Origin of the sequence: Mammaliicoccus sp. J-M40 (genome assembly GCF_022386395.1) — a bacterium.
Lineage (GTDB): Bacteria > Bacillota > Bacilli > Staphylococcales > Staphylococcaceae > Mammaliicoccus > Mammaliicoccus lentus.
Genome location: NZ_JAJNIQ010000001.1, coordinates 104,393 through 123,192, shown reverse-complemented (window position 1 = coordinate 123,192; position 18,800 = coordinate 104,393). Strand labels below are relative to the sequence as shown.

Here is an 18,800-nt window from a genome sequence, read left to right as displayed (position 1 = left end):
TCGAATTCCCTCTTTTATTATTTAGTTGTGCCTCTATATTCTATTCTATACGGCAATATAACATTAGGCTCGTCAATTTGTTCGTCATTCATATATTTAGTTAACAATCTCATTCCAACAGCTCCAATGTCATAAAGCGGTTGAGTAACACTTGATAATTGTGGTCTAACCATATGAACAAGTCTTGTGTTATTAAAGCTGACAACTTGCAATTCTTCAGGTATTTTAACACCTGCATCTTGAGCAGCATGAACAATACCAATTGCTTGTTCATCACTTATACAAAGAATTGCATCAGGATTAGCTTGAGATACTGTCTCATATGCTTTACTGCCATCTTTATATGTTTCATTACCAACATATTTAGCATTGTCATTAATATCTAGACCAGCCTCTTCTAATGCAGACTCAAGACCTTGGATAGCATCGTCTTGTGCTTTCTCTGAGTATCCACCACCAACAAATGCAAACTTCTTAGCACCGTTCTCAATAAGTGTATTTGCTATTTCTTTACTAGCTTGTGTGTAATTAATGTTTACAGATGCTAATTTTGATTCTTTATCATTTGTTCCAGATACTACAACTGGTACAGATGATTTCTCAATTAACTCAACAGTTTCGTCAGTTAATGTTCCACCAAGGAAGATAATACCATCAACTTGTTTACTCAATAAGTTGTTAAATATTTCTTGTTCTTTATCACTATCGTTATCAGAGTTAGAAATAATTGTATGATATTTATACATTGTTGCTATATCTTCTAATCCTCTTGCTAATTCAGAATAATAAACATTCGAAATATCTGGTATAATTACGCCAACTGTTGTAGTTTTTTTACTTGCTAAACCACGTGCAACAGCATTTGGTCTATAGTTTAATCTCTTAATAACTTCGTTTACTTTATCTCTAGTTGACGGTTTAACATTTTGGTTACCATTTACAACACGAGATACAGTAGCCATTGAAACTTTTGCTTCTCTTGCTACATCATATATTGTTACAGTCATAATATCCTCCCATTTTTGAAAACGTTTTCTAGTACATTCTATCACGTTTTCATATTGTTTTCAAAGCATATGAAAGCGAACTCACAATTACTCATTATAAGATATTCATAAACTCTTGTCGATAAAAGAAACTTAAGTTTTTAAAAGAAAGTGTAAAATGAAAATTGTTTTTCAGAAAACGGCGATAAATTAAACTATACCACATAAAGCTTATGTTTTTCCATAATAAAATCCCTCTAAAGTGAACACATATTATGTTTACTTAAAGGGATAATATTAATAAATATTTTTTAATTGAGCTTATTTCTCATAAAGTTTTGCAGCTTTTACAATTTCTTTGTAAAATGCATCAAACTCATTTAAATCCATTTGTTGTCCAGCATCACTTAATGCTACTGATGGATCTGGATGTACTTCTGCCATAACACCATCAGCTCCTACTGCTAATGCTGCTTTAGCACATGGTAACATGATATCTTTACGGCCAGTACTATGTGTAACGTCAACCATAACTGGTAAGTGTGTACCTTGTTTTAAGATTGGAACAGCTGAAATATCTAAAGTATTTCTAGTTGCTTTTTCATACGTTCTAATACCACGTTCACATAGGATGATATTGCTATTACCTTGTGAATGTATGTATTCTGCAGCGTAAATAAATTCTTCAATAGTTGCAGATAATCCGCGTTTTAATAATACAGGTTTATTCGTTTTACCTGCTTCTTTTAATAACTCAAAGTTTTGCATGTTACGAGCACCTATTTGGAATACATCTAAGTAGTCGTCTGCTAATTCAAAGTGAGCAGGGTTTACGATTTCACTTACAACATTTAAACCGTATTTATCTTTAGTATTTTTTAAAATTTGTAGACCTTCTTCTCCAAGCCCTTGGAAATCATATGGAGATGTACGTGGTTTGAATGCGCCACCTCTTATGAATTTCTCGCCTCTATTAGCTAAATCTTGTGCTACTGTATCTACTTGTTCTTGTGACTCTACAGAACATGGACCAAATACAAATTGCTTTTTATTATTACCTACTATTGCACCATTATCAAACTGTACGATAGTATCTTCTGGTTTTAATTTACGAGAAACATATAAATGTTTTTCATTTTCAGATTTTTGTAAATCAGTTGAAGCTTTAAATATTTCTTTAAATAATTGCTTAATAGTATTATCGTTAAATGGTCCTTTATTAGCGTCAATTAATTTATTTAACATTTCTTTTTCACGCTGTGGATCATAAACTTGAGTACCTTGTTTACTTTTTTCTTCACCGATCTTTTTAGCTAGGTCACCACGTTCTGATAACAATCCTAAAATTTCGTCATTAATTTCTTCTACTCTCTGTCTTAAATTCTCTAATTCATTTGTCATCCTCTTCACCTCATGTAAACAATTTAACTCACATACTTTAAAGCGATAAAATATATAAGTGATTAGATAGTAGTATAACAATTAAAATCGAGCTATTCAACCTTAATTGTTATTTTTCTGAAAATAATTATAATTTATGTTTATGTTATATATAATACCTCATATGTATAAATATTAAAAAGAAAGTGGAACAGAAATCTCATTTTTTTAAAAGAGATCGTAATCCCACCTTTGTTAGCTACTGTCAATATAATAAATCAGGCTGAGACATTAATATGTCTCAGCCTGGCTTCTATCTTTAATGCTTACTTTTTATCAAAAGTCTTTTTTTCTACTACTGTTTTAGGTCCTTTTAGATCTTCATCATTAACTTCAGACTTAATCGCACCTTTTTGTGCTTTTAATTCTTCGTCATCGACATCGTCAGCTGTTACAACATTTTTGTTTGCTTTCTTTTCAGCTTGTTTAGATTTTACTTCGTCAGCTTTTTTCTTTGTTTCTGTTTTTTTCTCTTCAGCTTTTGCTTTAGCTTGTTCTGCTTTATCAGCTGCTTCTTCTTTCTTTTCTTCAGTTTTAGCTTTTACTTCTTCTTTTTTGTCTTCAGCTTTAGCTTTTACTTCTTTTGCTTTTTCAGTTGCTTCTTCTTTCTTTTCTTCTGCTTGTGTACGAAGTTCTTCAGCTTTTGTTTGAGCTTGAGCTTTTAAATCGTCTGTTTTAGTTTTAACATCTTCAATAATTTTATTTGACTGTTCGCTTAAATCATCTTGAAGAGCTCTACCTGATTTAGGCGCTAATAATAAACCGGCAATCCCACCTACTACTGTTCCTAAAATCACACCAAATACAAAATCTCTACCACTTGTATTATTTTCATGTTTTGCTTCATATGTTTCTAAACCATGTGTATATAAATCTCTATTATATTGATTTTCCATCAATAAAACCTCCTGTTTAAATTAATTAATGTTAATAGACAATAAAATGTTTGAGGCTGAGGCATTTAATTATGTCTCAGCCTCATTAACTTTATTTTTTCAATCCTGCATTAATTTTATCTTCGTCTAATTTATCACCAGACGTCGTTTGTTCATTATAATCTTTAGGAACTTCCGCTTCATAATCTTTAGAAGTCGTTGTACCATTTTTAAATGAAGCATAACTTCTACGATTCTTTCTCATTTGCCATTTGTCTGCAACTTCCATTGCAACATTTGACCATTGTACTACTTGAGAAATTTTATCTTCATTTTGAGAGATATTATGCGTAATTGAATTTGTAACTCTATCTACTGAAGAGTTAAGTGTTTGTACTGAATCTCCAACACCTTTAACTGCATCTACAACAGAATTTAAACGTAATGATTTATCTTGAATATCTTCAGTTAAGCGGTTTGCCTTGTGAAGTAAGTCAGTTGATTCACGTGTAATTCCTTGTATTTGGCCTTGAATGCCATCTAAAGTTTCATTGATTCCTTTAACTGTTTTTAATAATTGCACTAAGAACATTGCTAATACTACACAAATAACTAAAAATGCAATAGCAGCAATAATACCTGCTAATGGTAATAACCAATCCATACTGAACGCCTCCTAATAATTATAAAACTTAATATGATTTACTAATATTTAATACCCTTAATCATTATGCATAAACATAATATTATGATTCAGTAAGAGTACTCACATAGGCTCTTTGAACTTTTTGTATGTCTCCAGCGCCCATAAATAGTATAACACCATTTGAATGGTTTTTAAGTTGTGAAACTGTTTCTTCACTAATTAATTTTGAATTTTCAATTAACGCTTGTAGATCATTTATTGTTAATTCACCTTGTTGCTCTCTTATAGAACCAAATATATCACATAAATAAACTTGATCCGCTTGATTTAAGCTTTCAGCAAATTCATTTAAAAATGTTTCAGTTCTTGAAAAAGTGTGTGGTTGAAATACTGCAATCACTTCTTTTTCAGGATATTTTTTTCTCGCTGACTCAATTGTAGCATTAATTTCCCTTGGATGATGTGCATAATCATCTATTAAAACTTGATTATCATAAAAACTTTCACTAAATCTTCTTTTTACACCGCCAAATGTTAATAATGCTTCTTTTATATTATTAATATCTAAGTTTTCTAAATAACATACTGCAATAACTGCAAGTGCATTTAATACATGGTGGTCTCCATACATAGGTGTCGTAAATGAACCTATATATTGCTTACCATTTTTAAAGTAAACATCAAAAGTAGTGCCTTTTGAAGAAGTTTGAACGTTTTCAGCATAAACATCATTTTCATTTTCAAATCCATAAAAATAAATCGGAATATCTGCTTTTATTTTTCTTAATTCTGCGTCGTGGCCCCAAGCTATAATAGCTTTCTTTACGTTATTTGCCATTTCTTGAAAGGCATTCGTCACATCTTGTAAATTCTTGAAGTAGTCGGGGTGATCGAAATCAATATTTGTCATAATTGCATAATCAGGGTAGTAACTTAAGAAATGCCTTCTATATTCACATGCTTCAAATGCAAAATAAGAACTATCAGGTAAGCCCATACCCGTTCCATCCCCAATTAAAAATGATGTTTTTTGATCACCATTCATTACGTGAGAAAGCAAACCAGTTGTTGAAGTTTTTCCGTGAGCACCTGTTACTGCTACAGAAGTATATTGAGACATAAATTCACCTAAGAATATGTGATATCTTTTAACTTCAAGACCTAACTCGTATGCTTTAGCAATTTCGGGATGAGTATCAGGAAAAGCATTTCCAGCTATAACTGTCATACCTTCATGAATATTTTCTACATCAAAAGGTAATATTTTTATTCCTTTATTTTTCAATGCAATTTCAGTAAACACTGTATTTTCTATATCAGAACCTTGTACATTATGGCCCATGTCATGCATAATTTGTGCTAAAGAACTCATTCCAGCCCCTTTTATTCCGACAAAATGAAATAATGTCATTTCATGTCACTCCTTCTATTTCTTATATGTTAGTTTTTCCATTTTCTAATGTATCTTTTGAAATTAAAACCTCTCTCGGTTTCGAGCCATTTGGTCCTGAGATAAAGCCGTTTGCTTCTAAGTTATCAATCATTCTAGCAGCTCTATTATAACCAATTTGGAAATGCCTTTGTATCAATGACGTAGATATATGACCTTCATTAACCATAAATTCACATACATCATCAAATAGTGCATCAGCTGGTTGCTCATTCACTTTTTTCAATAATGTTTCTTGTTTAAATAAATAGTTAGGTTCCATTTGATCGCTTACATAGGAAACTGTCTCGTCAATTTCATCATCTGACACAAATGCACCTTGTACTCTAATCGGTTTATTCATACCATTTCCTAGATATAACATATCACCGTTACCAAGTAGTTTTTCAGCACCACCAACATCAAGAATTGTTCTAGAATCTATAGAAGATGAAACCATGAATGATATTCTAGTAGGAACATTTGCTTTTATCAATCCTGTAATAACATTTACAGATGGTCTTTGTGTAGCTAAAATCATGTGAATACCACATGCTCTCGCTTTTTGTGCAATCCTAGCTATTGATTGTTCAACTTCTTGTGGAGACATCATCATTAAATCTGCTAATTCGTCTATTACAATTACAATTTTAGGCATGCGTTTTTCATAAGTGGCTTTCTTATTATAAGCCGTAATATTTCGAACATGCAATTCCGCAAACTCTTTATACCTTTTTTCCATTTCTTCTACAGCCCATTTAAGACTTGCTGTAGCAGCTTTAACATCTGTAATAACTGGTGAAACTAGATGTGGTAAATCGTTATATGGCGCTAGTTCTACCATTTTTGGATCAATTAGTAGCAACTTCAATTCATCAGGATGATTTTTGTATAACAAACTCGTCAAAATTGCGTTGATACATACTGACTTTCCTGAACCAGTAGCTCCAGCTATTAATGCGTGTGGTGTTTTTGAAATATCCATTAATAAAGGTTCATTATTAATCTTAAAGCCCATAGCTACTGTTAATTTACTTTCAGCTTGTTGAAAAGCTTTAGATGTAATCATTTGACCTAATGGTATTTTTCTAGGTGTTTGATTTGGCACTTCAATACCTACTAAACTCGTTCCTGGAATTGGCGCTTCGATTCTTATATCTTTTGCTGCTAATGCCATTTTTATATCATCTTGAAGTGCTGTAATTCTTGAAACTTTAACGCCTTTTTCTACAGATAGTTCAAAGCGAGTTACAGTTGGCCCTTGTATCATATTGACAACATGAGCAGGTACATTAAAGTGATAAAACGCTTCGTCTAATTCTTTTTTCTTCTCTTCTAACCATTCTGTATTATCCTCTTGTTCAACTACATCGTCTAAAATTGTCAATGGTGGTAATACAAATGATGGTCCTTTACGTTTTGTCACTGTTTCAAGGCTCTCGTTGTTGAAATCATTATTCGTCTGATTATTTTCAGAAGCATTATTCACTTTAGTTTCTTGCTTTACATTTGTTGAAGTCTGATTTTTAAATGTATGATATTTCTTTTTATCTGAAGGCGTCATAACAACATTAAATGGAGATGATTTTTTATTATTAGGTTTAAGTACTGGTTCTAAAGATTTCTTTTTATTTTTTGGTTCATCTCTCAACTGTGACTTATCTTCAAGTTCTTCGTTTGATTCAGAGATTTCAACTTTAGATTGAGTATCTTCAGTTTCATTTATTTCTTTTTCTGATGTCGTAAACTCATCATCTATAAATGACAGTTCTTCGTCGTCATCTTTTTCTTCAAAGTCTTCATTAGTCGTTTCTGGGACTTCTTCAAATTCAATATCATCTTCTACAAAATTATCTTCTTTGAAATTATCGTTATTTTCATTTCCATTAAAGGCAGAGTCTACCCCTTCTATAACTTCTTCTTCAAAATATTCATTAGAGTTTTCTGGAAGTTCCTCAAATTCAATATCATCTTCTACAAAGTTTTCTTCTTCGATACTATTATATTCACTTTCATTAGGAACACGCTTTATTTCTGTATCTTCAACTTCTTCAAATTGTAAATCTGAGGATTTCGCTGTTTCTTCTACTGGTTCTGAATTTTCAGATTGATTATCTAAAGACTCATTATTTGATTCTTCTGTAGCTAATTCTGTTAATTCTTCAAACTGTACGTCTAAATCTTCTGAGTTTTCTTCTTTAGCTGGTTCTATTCCATCGATTTCTTCAACATCAAGATTTTCTTCTTGTTGTTGTTTTTGTTCTTCTGGTTCTTCATCAATATCCAAATTTATTTCTTTAAATTCATATGTAGTCATGTCGTTTACATCTGGTTGCAATGACTCTTTAGAGCTTTCTTCTTCAAATTTCAACTCATTTTCGTCACTGTTAGGTTGTGTAATATAATCATCTGATGACTTAATGTCTTCAGTTGTAGTTTCTTCAGTGTTATCTTCCGGCTCTTCATCGATTTGATTATTTTTAATAAAAGATGCCTGTTTTTTGAAAAATTCGTCTTGTTGTTTAATTTGAGATTTTTCTTCTTCAGATTGAATATTTTGTAGTTCTTGTTCTCTTTTTTCTCTTAAAGCTTTTTCAAATTGTTTTTTCTTTTGAAGCTTCTTTTCTCGCTCTTTTCTAATTTCAGAAACAATTTGAGAAGCGTATATATTTTCAATATTTATAGTATTGTCCGTCTTTGAATAAGTGGGCGTATCACGTACCACTTCACTATTGCTACTTTGATTATCAGTGCTCTCATATCCGTTACTATCTTTGTTATCTTCTTCTTTGATGTTAGAAGTATCAGGTGTAGAAGGTTCTTTTAAACCACTGTTTGGAACATCTTTTTGTTTTCTCATTCCAAATATAGCAGAAGGCACTTCTGAAGCGTGAAACTTAGGTTGATTTAAAGAAGATAATCTTCGATTGAAAGCATCGTCTTCTTTATCATGAACAGATTTCTTTTTGAAAACTGAAGAATATTGTTCAGTGCTAGAAGGTCTTGTTAAACGTTTGTTCTCATAAACACCCTTGTCTTTTTTAGGTTGTGGTTCAGAGGGTGCTTCTTCTCCGTCATGACTTCTTCTGCGACGCCTTCTTCTATTTGTTGGATATGACGCTTCATTTTCATTATAAAATCGCTCATCATAGTAGTTATATTCTTGTTGTGAATCATGCTCTTGATCAGAATTTTGTTCAGTCTCTGTTTCAGTTTCAGCGTCAACATCCATATCTATTGGAAATCTAAATTTACCTCTTGGTCTTTTATAAATTTCTTCGTTTACTTCTTCATCTTCTGAACCATGGTCAAAAGAAATATTTTCATTTTCTTTTTCTTTATTTTTTTGTTTATTTTTAGACTGACCGAATATATCATCAAACCAACTCATAGGTTCACTACCTTTCATCTTCAAAAAATGGTGTTCCTACAGTATAACTATCATCTAATACCATTATACCTTTTTCTTTCGGAGCACCTTCTAAATCTAGCTCTTTCATAGAACAAACCATGCCACTTGAAGGAACGCCACGTAATTCTGCGTCTTTAATAATCATACCACTTGGCATAACTGCTCCTACTTTAGCTACGACTACTTTTTGATCTTGCTCTATATTTGGAGCTCCGCATACAATTTGTAATGTTTCGTTTCCAACATCGATTTTACATACAGATAATTTATCTGCATCCGGATGTTTAGATTTTTCTTTAACAAACCCTACTACAAATTTAGGTGATAAATCAACTTCTAATTTATAGTTGATATTATTCTTTTCTAGTAAATCTTGAATACTACTAACATGTTTTTCTTCAGTTTTGATATTTCCATTTCCTTCAATTTGAACATATTTAGAAGCATTAAAAATATTAAAACCAACAATGTTGCCATCGCTTTTTATAATTGTAATATCATTTTGATTTTCATATTCCAAATTTTCTGTTGATGGTTCTAATGAAACTAACAATACATCCCCAATACCATTTTTATTATAAAATAAATTCATAATTATAACTCCTTATCATTTCTTTTCATTATTTTTCATATTTTTAAATATTTCTCTATTTTTTTCTAATCTTTCTATTACTTCTTTATTTCTTTTACGTGAATGATTTTTACCTAATATAAATATAGGTTCTAATGGTTCATCCGGTTTGTAAGAGAATGACAGCGAAGTTATAGGCACTAAACCATTTTGGAAGAAATGCATATTCATTTGCGCTACCACATCATAGCCTATTTCATTTTTGATGTCACAAATAACCAACACATCTTGATGAGGTGTTGCAAGAAGCATTTCTCCTTCGATATTTTGATAAACATCCTTAAGGAATGACTGATTTAAAATTCTAGAAGCATCATATCCATCATTTGTATTCACAAAATAAAATGTATTGCCTTGTACTTCATCAGATTTATATGATGTTTTTCTTTTTTTAATGTTAAATAAAGCTTGTTCTTTTATTTGATTATGAGACATATTTAGTTCTTCTAACATAGATTCATCGATTAATCTATAAGTGTTGCCTAAATCCAACGCATAATAAATGTTTGTTTCGGCTGTATGTTCATCTATTATAAATGGAGTACCTTCTTTAGTTTCTTTATGGAAACTTGTAGATCTAATTACAGGTAATATTTCTATTTTGCTGATTTCCTTAGTAGATTCATCTTGCATTGCATGAATTGTTTCAGTTACATAATAAACAATTTCATCTACAATTTTATCTCCACTATTTTTATACTTTGCAATAATTGGTGAAATTTTTACTGATAAACCTTTTTGGTTATCTTTACGTTCAATTCTTAAACTTTCATCTTCTCTATCAAACTTGAAATTAGCATCTAATGATTTCAAGCGTTCTTTTAGTAAATCTCTCATTTGAAAGACATTCATACATAACACTCCTATTTTTATACCTTTATCTAGTTTACAACAAATTAGCGCCATGTTACAGTGATAAACTTATTTAAATCAATGAAAAAAGTAGGTTTCGAGAAATAAAATCAACTTTTATTTCAACCTACTTTTTTTCAATTTATTTCTTCAATCCTTCTATAAATTCACTTATTTGTTCTATAGTTTTTCTTTCTTTTCCAACATATCTTCCTAGTTCTTTTTGATTATCAAATGCTACAAAACTCGGAATACCCATCACACCAACTTCTTGGCATAATTCAATAAATTCATCTCTATCTACCGAGACGAACTGATAATCATTGTATTTTTGTTCTAATGCCGGTAAATCTGGGTCAATAAAATGGCAATCAGGACACCATGAAGCCGTGAACATGAAAACGGTTGGGTCATTTGTTAATTGATTAAATTCTTCTATTGATGTTAATTGTTTCATTTTTTTACACTTCCTATCATAATTGTTTGTTGTCCACCTTTAATCATATGATATCTTTTCAGTATATGATAAACAAATAAACTGACTACAGCCGGTAATAAGAAATGGAAGAATAGAATTTGTAACCATACTTCTGTAGATGCGCCCATCGTTTGTATTGTCATAATTTGACCAACAAACCCACTTGAACCCATGCCAGCTCCAGCTGCATTATTTTCCATCGGCCAAAACACTGTCATTATTGGAGCTACTACAATACTGGCTACTACAGGTGGAATTAAAATAAATGGGTGTTTTAAGTAATTTGAAATTTGTAACTTACTTGTTCCAATTCCGTGTGCAATGATACCTGAAATACCATTATCTCTATATCCTGTTACTGCAAATCCTACCATGTGACAACATCCACCAATAGTGGCTGCTGCTGCGGCTGTTCCACTCAAACCTAACATTAAAGATAAAGCTGCACTAGAAATCGGACTAGATAAAGTCATTCCTACTAAGCAACTTACGAATATTCCCATCAATAAAGGCTGTTGTTCCGTGCTTATTTGGATCCAATTTCCTAAGTGTTTCATAAACGCATCTATAAATGGTGCGATAAATTTCGCAATACAAACACCTACTAATAATGTCAAAATTGGAGACAAAATAATATCTATTTTAGTTTTCCCTGAATATACTTTTCCTAATTCACTTGCAAAGACTGAAGATAAATAACTGCCAACCGCCCCTCCTTGTTCGTAACCATACATACCAGTTACCACTGTTGCAAAAATGATGAGCGGCGAGGCACCTAAACCATAACTAACAGCTACCCCTACCCCAGCTCCAGTTAAATTTTGTGCTAACTTTCCTATTTCAATCATTATTGATGTATCAAAATATGTATTCAATGTACGGCCAAGTGTTTCAATTATAAGCCCTACAATTAAAGTACTAAATAAACCTAAAGCCATATAACTTAATCCATCTATAATCGTTCTACTAAAAAAAGATTTTATTTTGATCATTATTCACACTCCTTAAAAAAGATTATACTATAAAAAACACATATCATTATTAAATTTAATATTAATAACGACATGTGTCTTATATAATTAACCTTAATAATAGCAAGATATGGAATTTAACTATCTGCTAGTTTATTTAAATTCTAATTATATTTTAAATGTTCGATTTTTTCTTTATTAATGTCTTGAACAATTTCTACTAATAATTGTTTAGCATTTAAATAATCTCTAACATCATATATCGCTTTACTTGTATGAATATAACGTGCACAAACACCAATAACTGCAGTTGGTATACCTGTTAATGCTTTATGAATCTCACCGCCATCTGTACCTCCCGGTGATTGGAAATATTGATGATTAATATCTTTTTCTTCAACTATATTAATTAAATAGTCTCTCATTCTTTCAGATAAAATCATAGTTCTATCAAGAATTCTTATTAACACACCTTCACCTAGTGCTCCAGATAATCCGATATGACCTTTCATATCATTGGCAGGTGAACAGTCTACTACTAAGGCTAAGTCAGGTTCTATTAAGTTAACACTTGCTGAAGCACCGCGTAATCCAACCTCTTCTTGTACGTTAGCGCCTACATATAAATCAACATCTAAATCAATATCTTTAACTGCTTCTAATAATTCTAACCCAACTAAACATCCATATCTATTATCCCATGCTTTAGCTAAAATTCTGTTTTCAGTGAGTTGCTCTAGATTTGTTCTAGGTACAATTGTATCTCCAATATTGATTCCCATATCTTTAAGTTGTTGCATATTTTCTGCTCCAACGTCTAACAACATATCTTCAATTGCAACACCAGATTCTTTACCAGTTCTAAAATGTTTCGGAATACTACCTACTACGCCATTGTAATATTGATTATCTCTTGTTTTTAATTGCAACGTTTGTGATAACCATACATCAGATGATACACCACCTAAAGGTGTGAATTTCAACATGCCTTCTTTTGTCATTTCTGTTACCATAAATCCAATTTCATCCATATGGGCTGCAACTAAAACTTTTGGTGCATTTTCTTTTTTAGATTTTTTTACACCATAAATACTCCCCATATTATCTCCGATTATTTCGTCAACAAAAGGTTTCATTTGTTCTTTTAAATATTCACGAGCTTCACCTTCAAAGCCAGGTACAGCATGTAATTCAGTCAAAGTTCTCATTCTATTTATTGTTTCTTGTCCAATTTGTGTCATAATGATTCTCCTTGCTAAAATTTTATCTATCATTCTTTCTTTATGGTACACTAGATTTAAGTTAAAGGAGGCATGGTCATGCAAAATAATAAGTTGCGACTAGTCATGTTATTGTTTTCAATTTTTACTGGTATAGGGATTCTTACAGCATTAATTTACTTTAAACAATTTAAACATTACAGCTGCGAAGAAATTTTAAAACAAGTAAAAAGCCAATTTAATGACGTTGAAGGTTCTTACATTTTACATATCCCAAAGACCTACCAAAAGTTTGGTATTGAAACTAAAGTAGTTCATGGTGGAATAACAATTAACAAAAATGGTAGCCCAGTCCATTACGAATTTATTGCCGATGCTTTCAACGGTCAAGTTATAGACATTTATGAAATTTAATTTTCAAAGAAAACATAACGTACATTTTTTGTACGTTATGTTTTCTTTATTCTATTTCATCGTTGTCTAAAGCGTTAAATGATTGTTTAATAGCTTCTAATCCACCAATTAATTTATCTTCACTACATGCTACATTAAGTCTATAGTGATGACTTTCATCAAGCTCATATGAATTTCCAATACCAGTCGCGATTTTACCAACAGACTGTAACGCTTTTTGTACTTTTTCCTCACTATAACCACTATTCGAGAAATCAATCCATGCTAAATATGTCGATTCAGGCTTAATGAAACTTAATTGATCTGACATTTCATTATCTACGAATTCTTTTAAAATTCTCATATTTCGTTCTATATGATCGTTTAATTGATCAACCCACTCTTCAGCTTGGTTATATGCAACTTTTACCGCCTCTACCGCTAAAGTATTTGCAGCTGCAAGTCCATAATAAGTTCCTAGTTTTCTATTAAATTGCATTGTAAAATAGCGATGTTTTGTAATCATATAGCTACTTGCTAAACTAGCTAAGTTAAATGTCTTTCCTAAGCCTGTTACCACTAAAATTGGAGAATCTAACTGCATAAGATTTGCCATAGAATAAAAGCCGTTTTCACTTCTTACAAAATCCATATGAATTTCATCAGAAACTATAAACACATCATGTCTCTCACATATTTCTTTTATTTGCTCACATTCTTCTTTAGTCCAAACTTTACCTGTTGGATTGTGAGGATTACAAAATACTAAAACTTTCACATCTTCCCTAGAAGCTACTTTTTCAAATTGTTCTACGTCTAATTTATAGCCTTCATCAGTTTGGATAAGAGGAGATTCAACTACCTCTCTTTTATTTCCTTCTATAAGGTTAAGAAAAGCATTATAAGATGGTGTATGAATAAGAACACCTTCGCCTTCTTTCGTAAATTCACGAATCACTTCTGTGACTGTGAATAATATACTTGGCACATAGTATATATCATTTTTTTGAACGTTAACGCTGAATCTTTTTTTATACCAATTTTTAATCGCATTTAAATATTCATCTTGTTTCCACACTAAATAACCAAAATGTGCTTGATCTAATTTATTTTTCAAATGTTCTATAATAAATTCGGGCGTTTTAATATCCATATCAGCTATCCAAAATGGTTCTAAATTCTCGTAATCATATACTTTTTGTTGTCCGTCATAAGCAACTGTAGCTGTACCTCTTCTATCGATAACTTCATCAAAATTATACTTCAATTAGCTCATCCCTTCTGATATCGTTTTTAATTTTTCTCGTTTCATCATCAATCTTAACTGCAAAATGATTAATATCGTGATAAAACAAGAACCAATAATTTTCTTTTATATATTTTTGTATTAATCTTTCTTTAGCATTAATAGAATCCATAGGATAATCGTCATATGCTGTAACCCAAAGTGGATTTAAGTGTGCAAATGTTGGAAATATATCTGCCATATGAACTGCTTTTTCCCCATTGCTTTCAATTTCAATAACTGAATGTCCCGCGCTATGGCCTCCTGTATGTTTCATCGTTATACCAGGTATAACTTCAAATTCATCTTTGAATGTAACAACTTGATGTTCAATATTTTTATGGTTTTCTTCCCAATAAGTAGACTTACTTCTAATATTAGGAGCTCTCATTTCATTCCACTCTATTTGCGAAGTGTATATGACAGCATTTTTAAATACAGATTGACCATCCGGCGTTGTTAGCCCACAGGCATGATCAAAGTGCATATGTGACATAATTACAATATCTATATCATCAACTGTTAAGTTAAATTGTTCTAAAGAACCATGTATATCACTTTCATATGTAGCTCCATAATTACGTTTTTGTTTTTCAGTAAATTTTCCATTACCCACACCAGTATCAATAATCATATTATGATTATTATTTTGTATTAAAATAGGATGACATACTAGTGGTATTTGATTGCGTTCATTACACGGATACTTCTTCGTCCATAATGGTCTTGGTACAACACCAAACATGGCTCCACCGTCCATATTCGTAATACCACCTTGTAATGGATATAAATTGAATTCTCCAATATTAAACAATATATTCCCCTCCATTCATTATTATTATTTTATCATTTATTATTATAATGAACACCCATCAAGGTTTAGATAAATATGTTTTGTGATGGTAAAAGAGTAGTTGTGAGTGCTATGTTGCACGTCGACCGCGTCTTGCAACTTTCGGGAGCGCTATGTTGCTCATGGACATCGTCTTGCTACATTCGGGGGTGGTATGTTGCACGTCGACCGAGTCTTGCTACATTCGGAAGCGCTATGTTGCACGTGGACCCCGTCTTGCTACATTCGGGGGTGGTATGTTGCACGTCGACCGAGTCTTGCTACATTCGGGGGTGGTATGTTGCACGTCGACCGCGTCTTGCAACTTTCGGGAGCGCTATGTTGCACGTCGACCGCGTCTTGCAACTTTCGGGAGCGCTATGTTGCACGTGGACCCCGTCTTGCTACATCCGGGAGCGCTATGTTGCACGTCGACCTTCTCTTGCTACATTCGGGGGCGCTATGTTGCACATGGACATCGTCTTGCTACATTTCGAAACTGTACTTCGGCTTTTAATACAATTTTAAAGTTTTAAGTAATACTTTCTTGGCTTGCCTTCAATAATTTCAAAATATTTATTACAAATTCTTCTCAGTGTGTGTTTATTATTAGTACTACACCATCTTTCTGCATCTTGTAATGTAAATGGTTCGCCTTTACAAATAAACAGTTCTTTTAAGTTATACAAATATATACTTCTTCTACTAAACTTATTTGAGCAGATAGTACAACATACACTTTTCTTCTTCTCGCTTATGTTTAGTTTATCAACGCTTTTACAATACGGGCACTTCAAGCCATGTTTAATATCATCAAATGGGACTCTCTTATTATTTTGATATATGTCAGAAAAAGTATTCTTTTCTTCTTCAATTATTTTTAAAATTCTATGATTTTCTGCTGTTTTATAATTTTTGAACAATCTTTGGATTTTATGTAATTCAGTTGGTAATAGAACTTCATATTGGGGCGGTATTTGGGATTTTAAAGTAAAAGTGGGATTAGTGAAGATTAGTATAGTCTTTATTTCTCTATTAATTTCACATTTCTTTAAAAGCAGTTTTAATTCATTATTAGCTCGATATAACTGTTGAAATGGTGTATAAAACATACTTCCATAATCATTTATAAATTGGTCGTTTTTTATATAGTAATCACCACTATAATTTTTTATTTCAAAGTGATAAACATAATCATCAGAAACGACTAAAAAATCTATTTGTACTCTATTATTTATATTAAGTTCAATATTGTAGAGAAATGGTAAATGATTAATTAGTTTTAGTTTTTGATAAATAATTGCTTCGCCTTCTAGTCCCTTCAAAAAAGTAGCCATTTGACTATCAGGTGAACTTTTATCAATTCTATTAGTTAAAGAAGTAAAATATATTATATTTTGCATCGGCAAACCTCCAATATTTTTTATATAATTATAAACGCTTTTTATTATATAGAAAAGAAAAAAAGGACGAGACATAAGTATCTTAAAAAATTAAAAATAGCTGGTATTGTATAACTCTGACGATTTTGTAAAGTGCTGACGCCCGGGGAATAGTATGCGTGAGAGACTACAGGCTCGAGCCATACCCCAGGCAAGCATGCACGAACAAAATCGTTAAATTTTATAAAAAATAAGCATATCACTTTTAAACTGAAATAATCAGTTAAGTGATATGCTTATTTATTCTGAGTCAGGATTTATATCCCAAGCTCTTTAACTACATTATTTAAAACTTGCTTCCATACGATAGATTCTAAATCCTCTGTTTGAGAATTTGTCTTCATATTCTGTGCGTATGTTCTCTTCTGGTTCATTCTCATGTAAGTTTAAATTGATTAAGTCGAATGTCATTCCGAAGGCTGACATACTTTCTAAACTATATTCGAACAATCCTTGGTTATCTGTTTTAAAGTGGATTTGTCCGTCTTTCTTTAATATATGTCGATAGATTTCTAAAAACGATGAAAACGTTAATCTACGTTTTGTGTGACGTGTTTTCGGCCATGGATCAGAAAAGTTTAAATAAATTCTCGATACTTCATTTTCTACAAAGTACTCTGTAAGTAATTTAGCATCTTGATTAATCAACTTAATATTCTCAAGTTCTAATTCTTTTACTTTTTCTAATACTCGAACCATGACGTTTTTGTCTCTTTCTATTGCAACATAATTAATTTCTGGATGACGTCTTGCCATTTCAGTTATAAACCTACCCATACCTGTACCAACTTCGATGTGTATTGGTTGGTCTTTTTCAAACCATTCAGCCATTTTATACTGCTGATTCAAATCAACATCAACAATTTGGGGATGACTTTTTAAGAAATCATCTGCCCAAGGTTTATTTCTCATTCTCATTCAAAGTAACTCCTTATATAAATACATTTCGATTCATGACTTCACTTAAGAAATTCAACCAATCATTCATATCATTATAGCGTTTTTTCTCTTCGTACCACTCAACCATAGCAATAGCCTGTATAAGCGTATACCATTTCATTCTTTTCTTTAAGTCATGTGTATCATTAATACCATACTTACTTAACCAATCAACCCAATCTTTTTCATCAACATAAGTATACAATATCATACCTATATCTATAGCAGGGTCAGCAATCATCGCGCCTTCCCAATCTACTAAGTATAATTCGTCTTGATCAGATAAAAGCCAATTATTATGATTCACATCGCCATGAATAACAGTATAGAAGCGACTATCTAGCATTGGCATATTTTCTTCTAAATATAGCAACGCTTTTCTAACAGTTCTATTCGCTAATACGTGCCTAGATAAAGAACTATTAATTTTATTAAATAATAACTCTGGGTGCATAGGTTTCATTTCCATACGCTTTAACATATTAAGTAATTGTTTTGAAGAATGTATTTTTTTAAGAAGTTTGGCAACGCGGTTAGAATTCATTTCATCTTGGACTAACTCTCGACCATTTTTCCAATGTTGTGCAGTTACAACTTCTCCAGTTTCAATTCTTTTTGTCCAAACTAATTTTGGTACAATCCCTTCAGCTGACAAAGCTGTTAAGAAGGGGCTTGAATTTCTTTTTAGGAAGAGTTTGCGGCCGTCTTGTTCTGCCATATATGCTTCACCAGATGCCCCACCTGCTGAGTCTAATGTCCATCCTAATTGATAAAAATGTTCCAACCTATCCACCTCACTTTCAGAAAAAGAAAAAGACTCATGAACATCAATTTTCAAGAGTCATTACTTAATCTTAAAAAACCCGTTTATTTTTTGTCATTTTAGTGCGCTTGATTTAAATTTTATTATTTTTCTGTGCAGATTTCAACCACATAAATGAAAACTTTGGGGTATTTTGAACCTATTCA

At 31.7% G+C, this 18,800-nt stretch carries 17 protein-coding genes; 1 reads left to right on the top strand and 16 read right to left on the bottom strand.

Translation table 11 applies throughout. The features are described 5' to 3' along the window. Nucleotides 1-17 precede the first annotated feature (17 nt). From ccpA to LQ688_RS00710, 11 genes are all read right to left on the bottom strand, one after another. Entirely contained in the window at nt 18-1,007 is a 990-nt protein-coding gene (gene ccpA, locus LQ688_RS00760; protein WP_017000611.1) for a catabolite control protein A, read from the bottom strand. Between the two features lie 300 nt (nt 1,008-1,307). After that, complete coding sequence (locus tag LQ688_RS00755) at nt 1,308-2,387, bottom strand: bifunctional 3-deoxy-7-phosphoheptulonate synthase/chorismate mutase (protein WP_064204367.1); 1,080 nt, start codon at nt 2,385-2,387, stop codon at nt 1,308-1,310. A 305-nt stretch (nt 2,388-2,692) separates the two neighbouring features. Continuing rightward, nucleotides 2,693-3,322, bottom strand: a complete 630-nt coding sequence (locus LQ688_RS00750; RefSeq protein WP_017000609.1) for a YtxH domain-containing protein — start codon at nt 3,320-3,322, stop codon at nt 2,693-2,695. Nucleotides 3,323-3,413: 91 nt separating this feature from the next. After that, complete coding sequence (locus tag LQ688_RS00745; protein ID WP_017000608.1) at nt 3,414-3,965, bottom strand: DUF948 domain-containing protein; 552 nt, start codon at nt 3,963-3,965, stop codon at nt 3,414-3,416. A gap of 82 nt (nt 3,966-4,047) precedes the next feature. Further along, nucleotides 4,048-5,358, bottom strand: coding sequence for a UDP-N-acetylmuramate--L-alanine ligase (gene murC, locus LQ688_RS00740; RefSeq protein ID WP_064205241.1), 1,311 nt, complete (start codon nt 5,356-5,358; stop codon nt 4,048-4,050). 22 nt (nt 5,359-5,380) lie between these two features. After that, entirely contained in the window at nt 5,381-8,767 is a 3,387-nt protein-coding gene (locus LQ688_RS00735) for a DNA translocase FtsK (protein ID WP_239752525.1), read from the bottom strand. Nucleotides 8,768-8,774: 7 nt separating this feature from the next. Beyond that, entirely contained in the window at nt 8,775-9,380 is a 606-nt protein-coding gene (gene ytpR, locus LQ688_RS00730; protein WP_017000605.1) for a YtpR family tRNA-binding protein, read from the bottom strand. 15 nt (nt 9,381-9,395) lie between these two features. Next, nucleotides 9,396-10,271, bottom strand: coding sequence for a DUF1444 domain-containing protein (locus LQ688_RS00725; protein WP_017000604.1), 876 nt, complete (start codon nt 10,269-10,271; stop codon nt 9,396-9,398). A gap of 142 nt (nt 10,272-10,413) precedes the next feature. Beyond that, a complete protein-coding gene (locus tag LQ688_RS00720) occupies nt 10,414-10,728 on the bottom strand; it encodes a thioredoxin family protein (protein ID WP_017000603.1) in 315 nt (104 codons plus the stop codon). Further along, nucleotides 10,725-11,741, bottom strand: a complete 1,017-nt coding sequence (locus LQ688_RS00715) for a PTS sugar transporter subunit IIC (protein WP_017000602.1) — start codon at nt 11,739-11,741, stop codon at nt 10,725-10,727. Before LQ688_RS00715 ends, LQ688_RS00720 begins: the two co-directional genes overlap by 4 nt. Nucleotides 11,742-11,884: 143 nt before the next feature. Beyond that, nucleotides 11,885-12,961, bottom strand: a complete 1,077-nt coding sequence (locus LQ688_RS00710) for a M42 family metallopeptidase (RefSeq protein ID WP_064205240.1) — start codon at nt 12,959-12,961, stop codon at nt 11,885-11,887. A gap of 78 nt (nt 12,962-13,039) precedes the next feature. Here LQ688_RS00710 and LQ688_RS00705 point away from each other — a divergent pair, with 78 nt between their 5' ends. Further along, on the top strand, nt 13,040-13,354 hold the full coding sequence (locus LQ688_RS00705) for a hypothetical protein (protein WP_017000601.1): 315 nt from the start codon (nt 13,040-13,042) through the stop codon (nt 13,352-13,354). A gap of 46 nt (nt 13,355-13,400) precedes the next feature. On the opposite strand, the gene LQ688_RS00700 is transcribed toward LQ688_RS00705, so the two are convergent. The 5 genes from LQ688_RS00700 to LQ688_RS00680 all read right to left on the bottom strand — a co-directional run bounded on the left by LQ688_RS00700 (nt 13,401) and on the right by LQ688_RS00680 (nt 18,615). Next, complete coding sequence (locus tag LQ688_RS00700) at nt 13,401-14,600, bottom strand: MalY/PatB family protein (protein ID WP_239752524.1); 1,200 nt, start codon at nt 14,598-14,600, stop codon at nt 13,401-13,403. After that, nucleotides 14,590-15,432 (bottom strand): YtnP family quorum-quenching lactonase, encoded by an 843-nt coding sequence (locus LQ688_RS00695; RefSeq protein ID WP_017000599.1) that lies wholly within the window; start codon nt 15,430-15,432, stop codon nt 14,590-14,592. Before LQ688_RS00695 ends, LQ688_RS00700 begins: the two co-directional genes overlap by 11 nt. A 542-nt stretch (nt 15,433-15,974) precedes the next feature. Beyond that, nucleotides 15,975-16,853, bottom strand: a complete 879-nt coding sequence (locus tag LQ688_RS00690; protein WP_239752523.1) for a nuclease-related domain-containing protein — start codon at nt 16,851-16,853, stop codon at nt 15,975-15,977. Nucleotides 16,854-17,174: 321 nt separating this feature from the next. After that, on the bottom strand, nt 17,175-17,810 hold the full coding sequence (trmB, locus tag LQ688_RS00685) for a tRNA (guanosine(46)-N7)-methyltransferase TrmB (RefSeq protein WP_017000074.1): 636 nt from the start codon (nt 17,808-17,810) through the stop codon (nt 17,175-17,177). A 13-nt stretch (nt 17,811-17,823) separates the two neighbouring features. Next, entirely contained in the window at nt 17,824-18,615 is a 792-nt protein-coding gene (locus tag LQ688_RS00680; protein WP_017000073.1) for a phosphotransferase family protein, read from the bottom strand. Between the last annotated feature and the right edge of the window lie 185 nt (nt 18,616-18,800).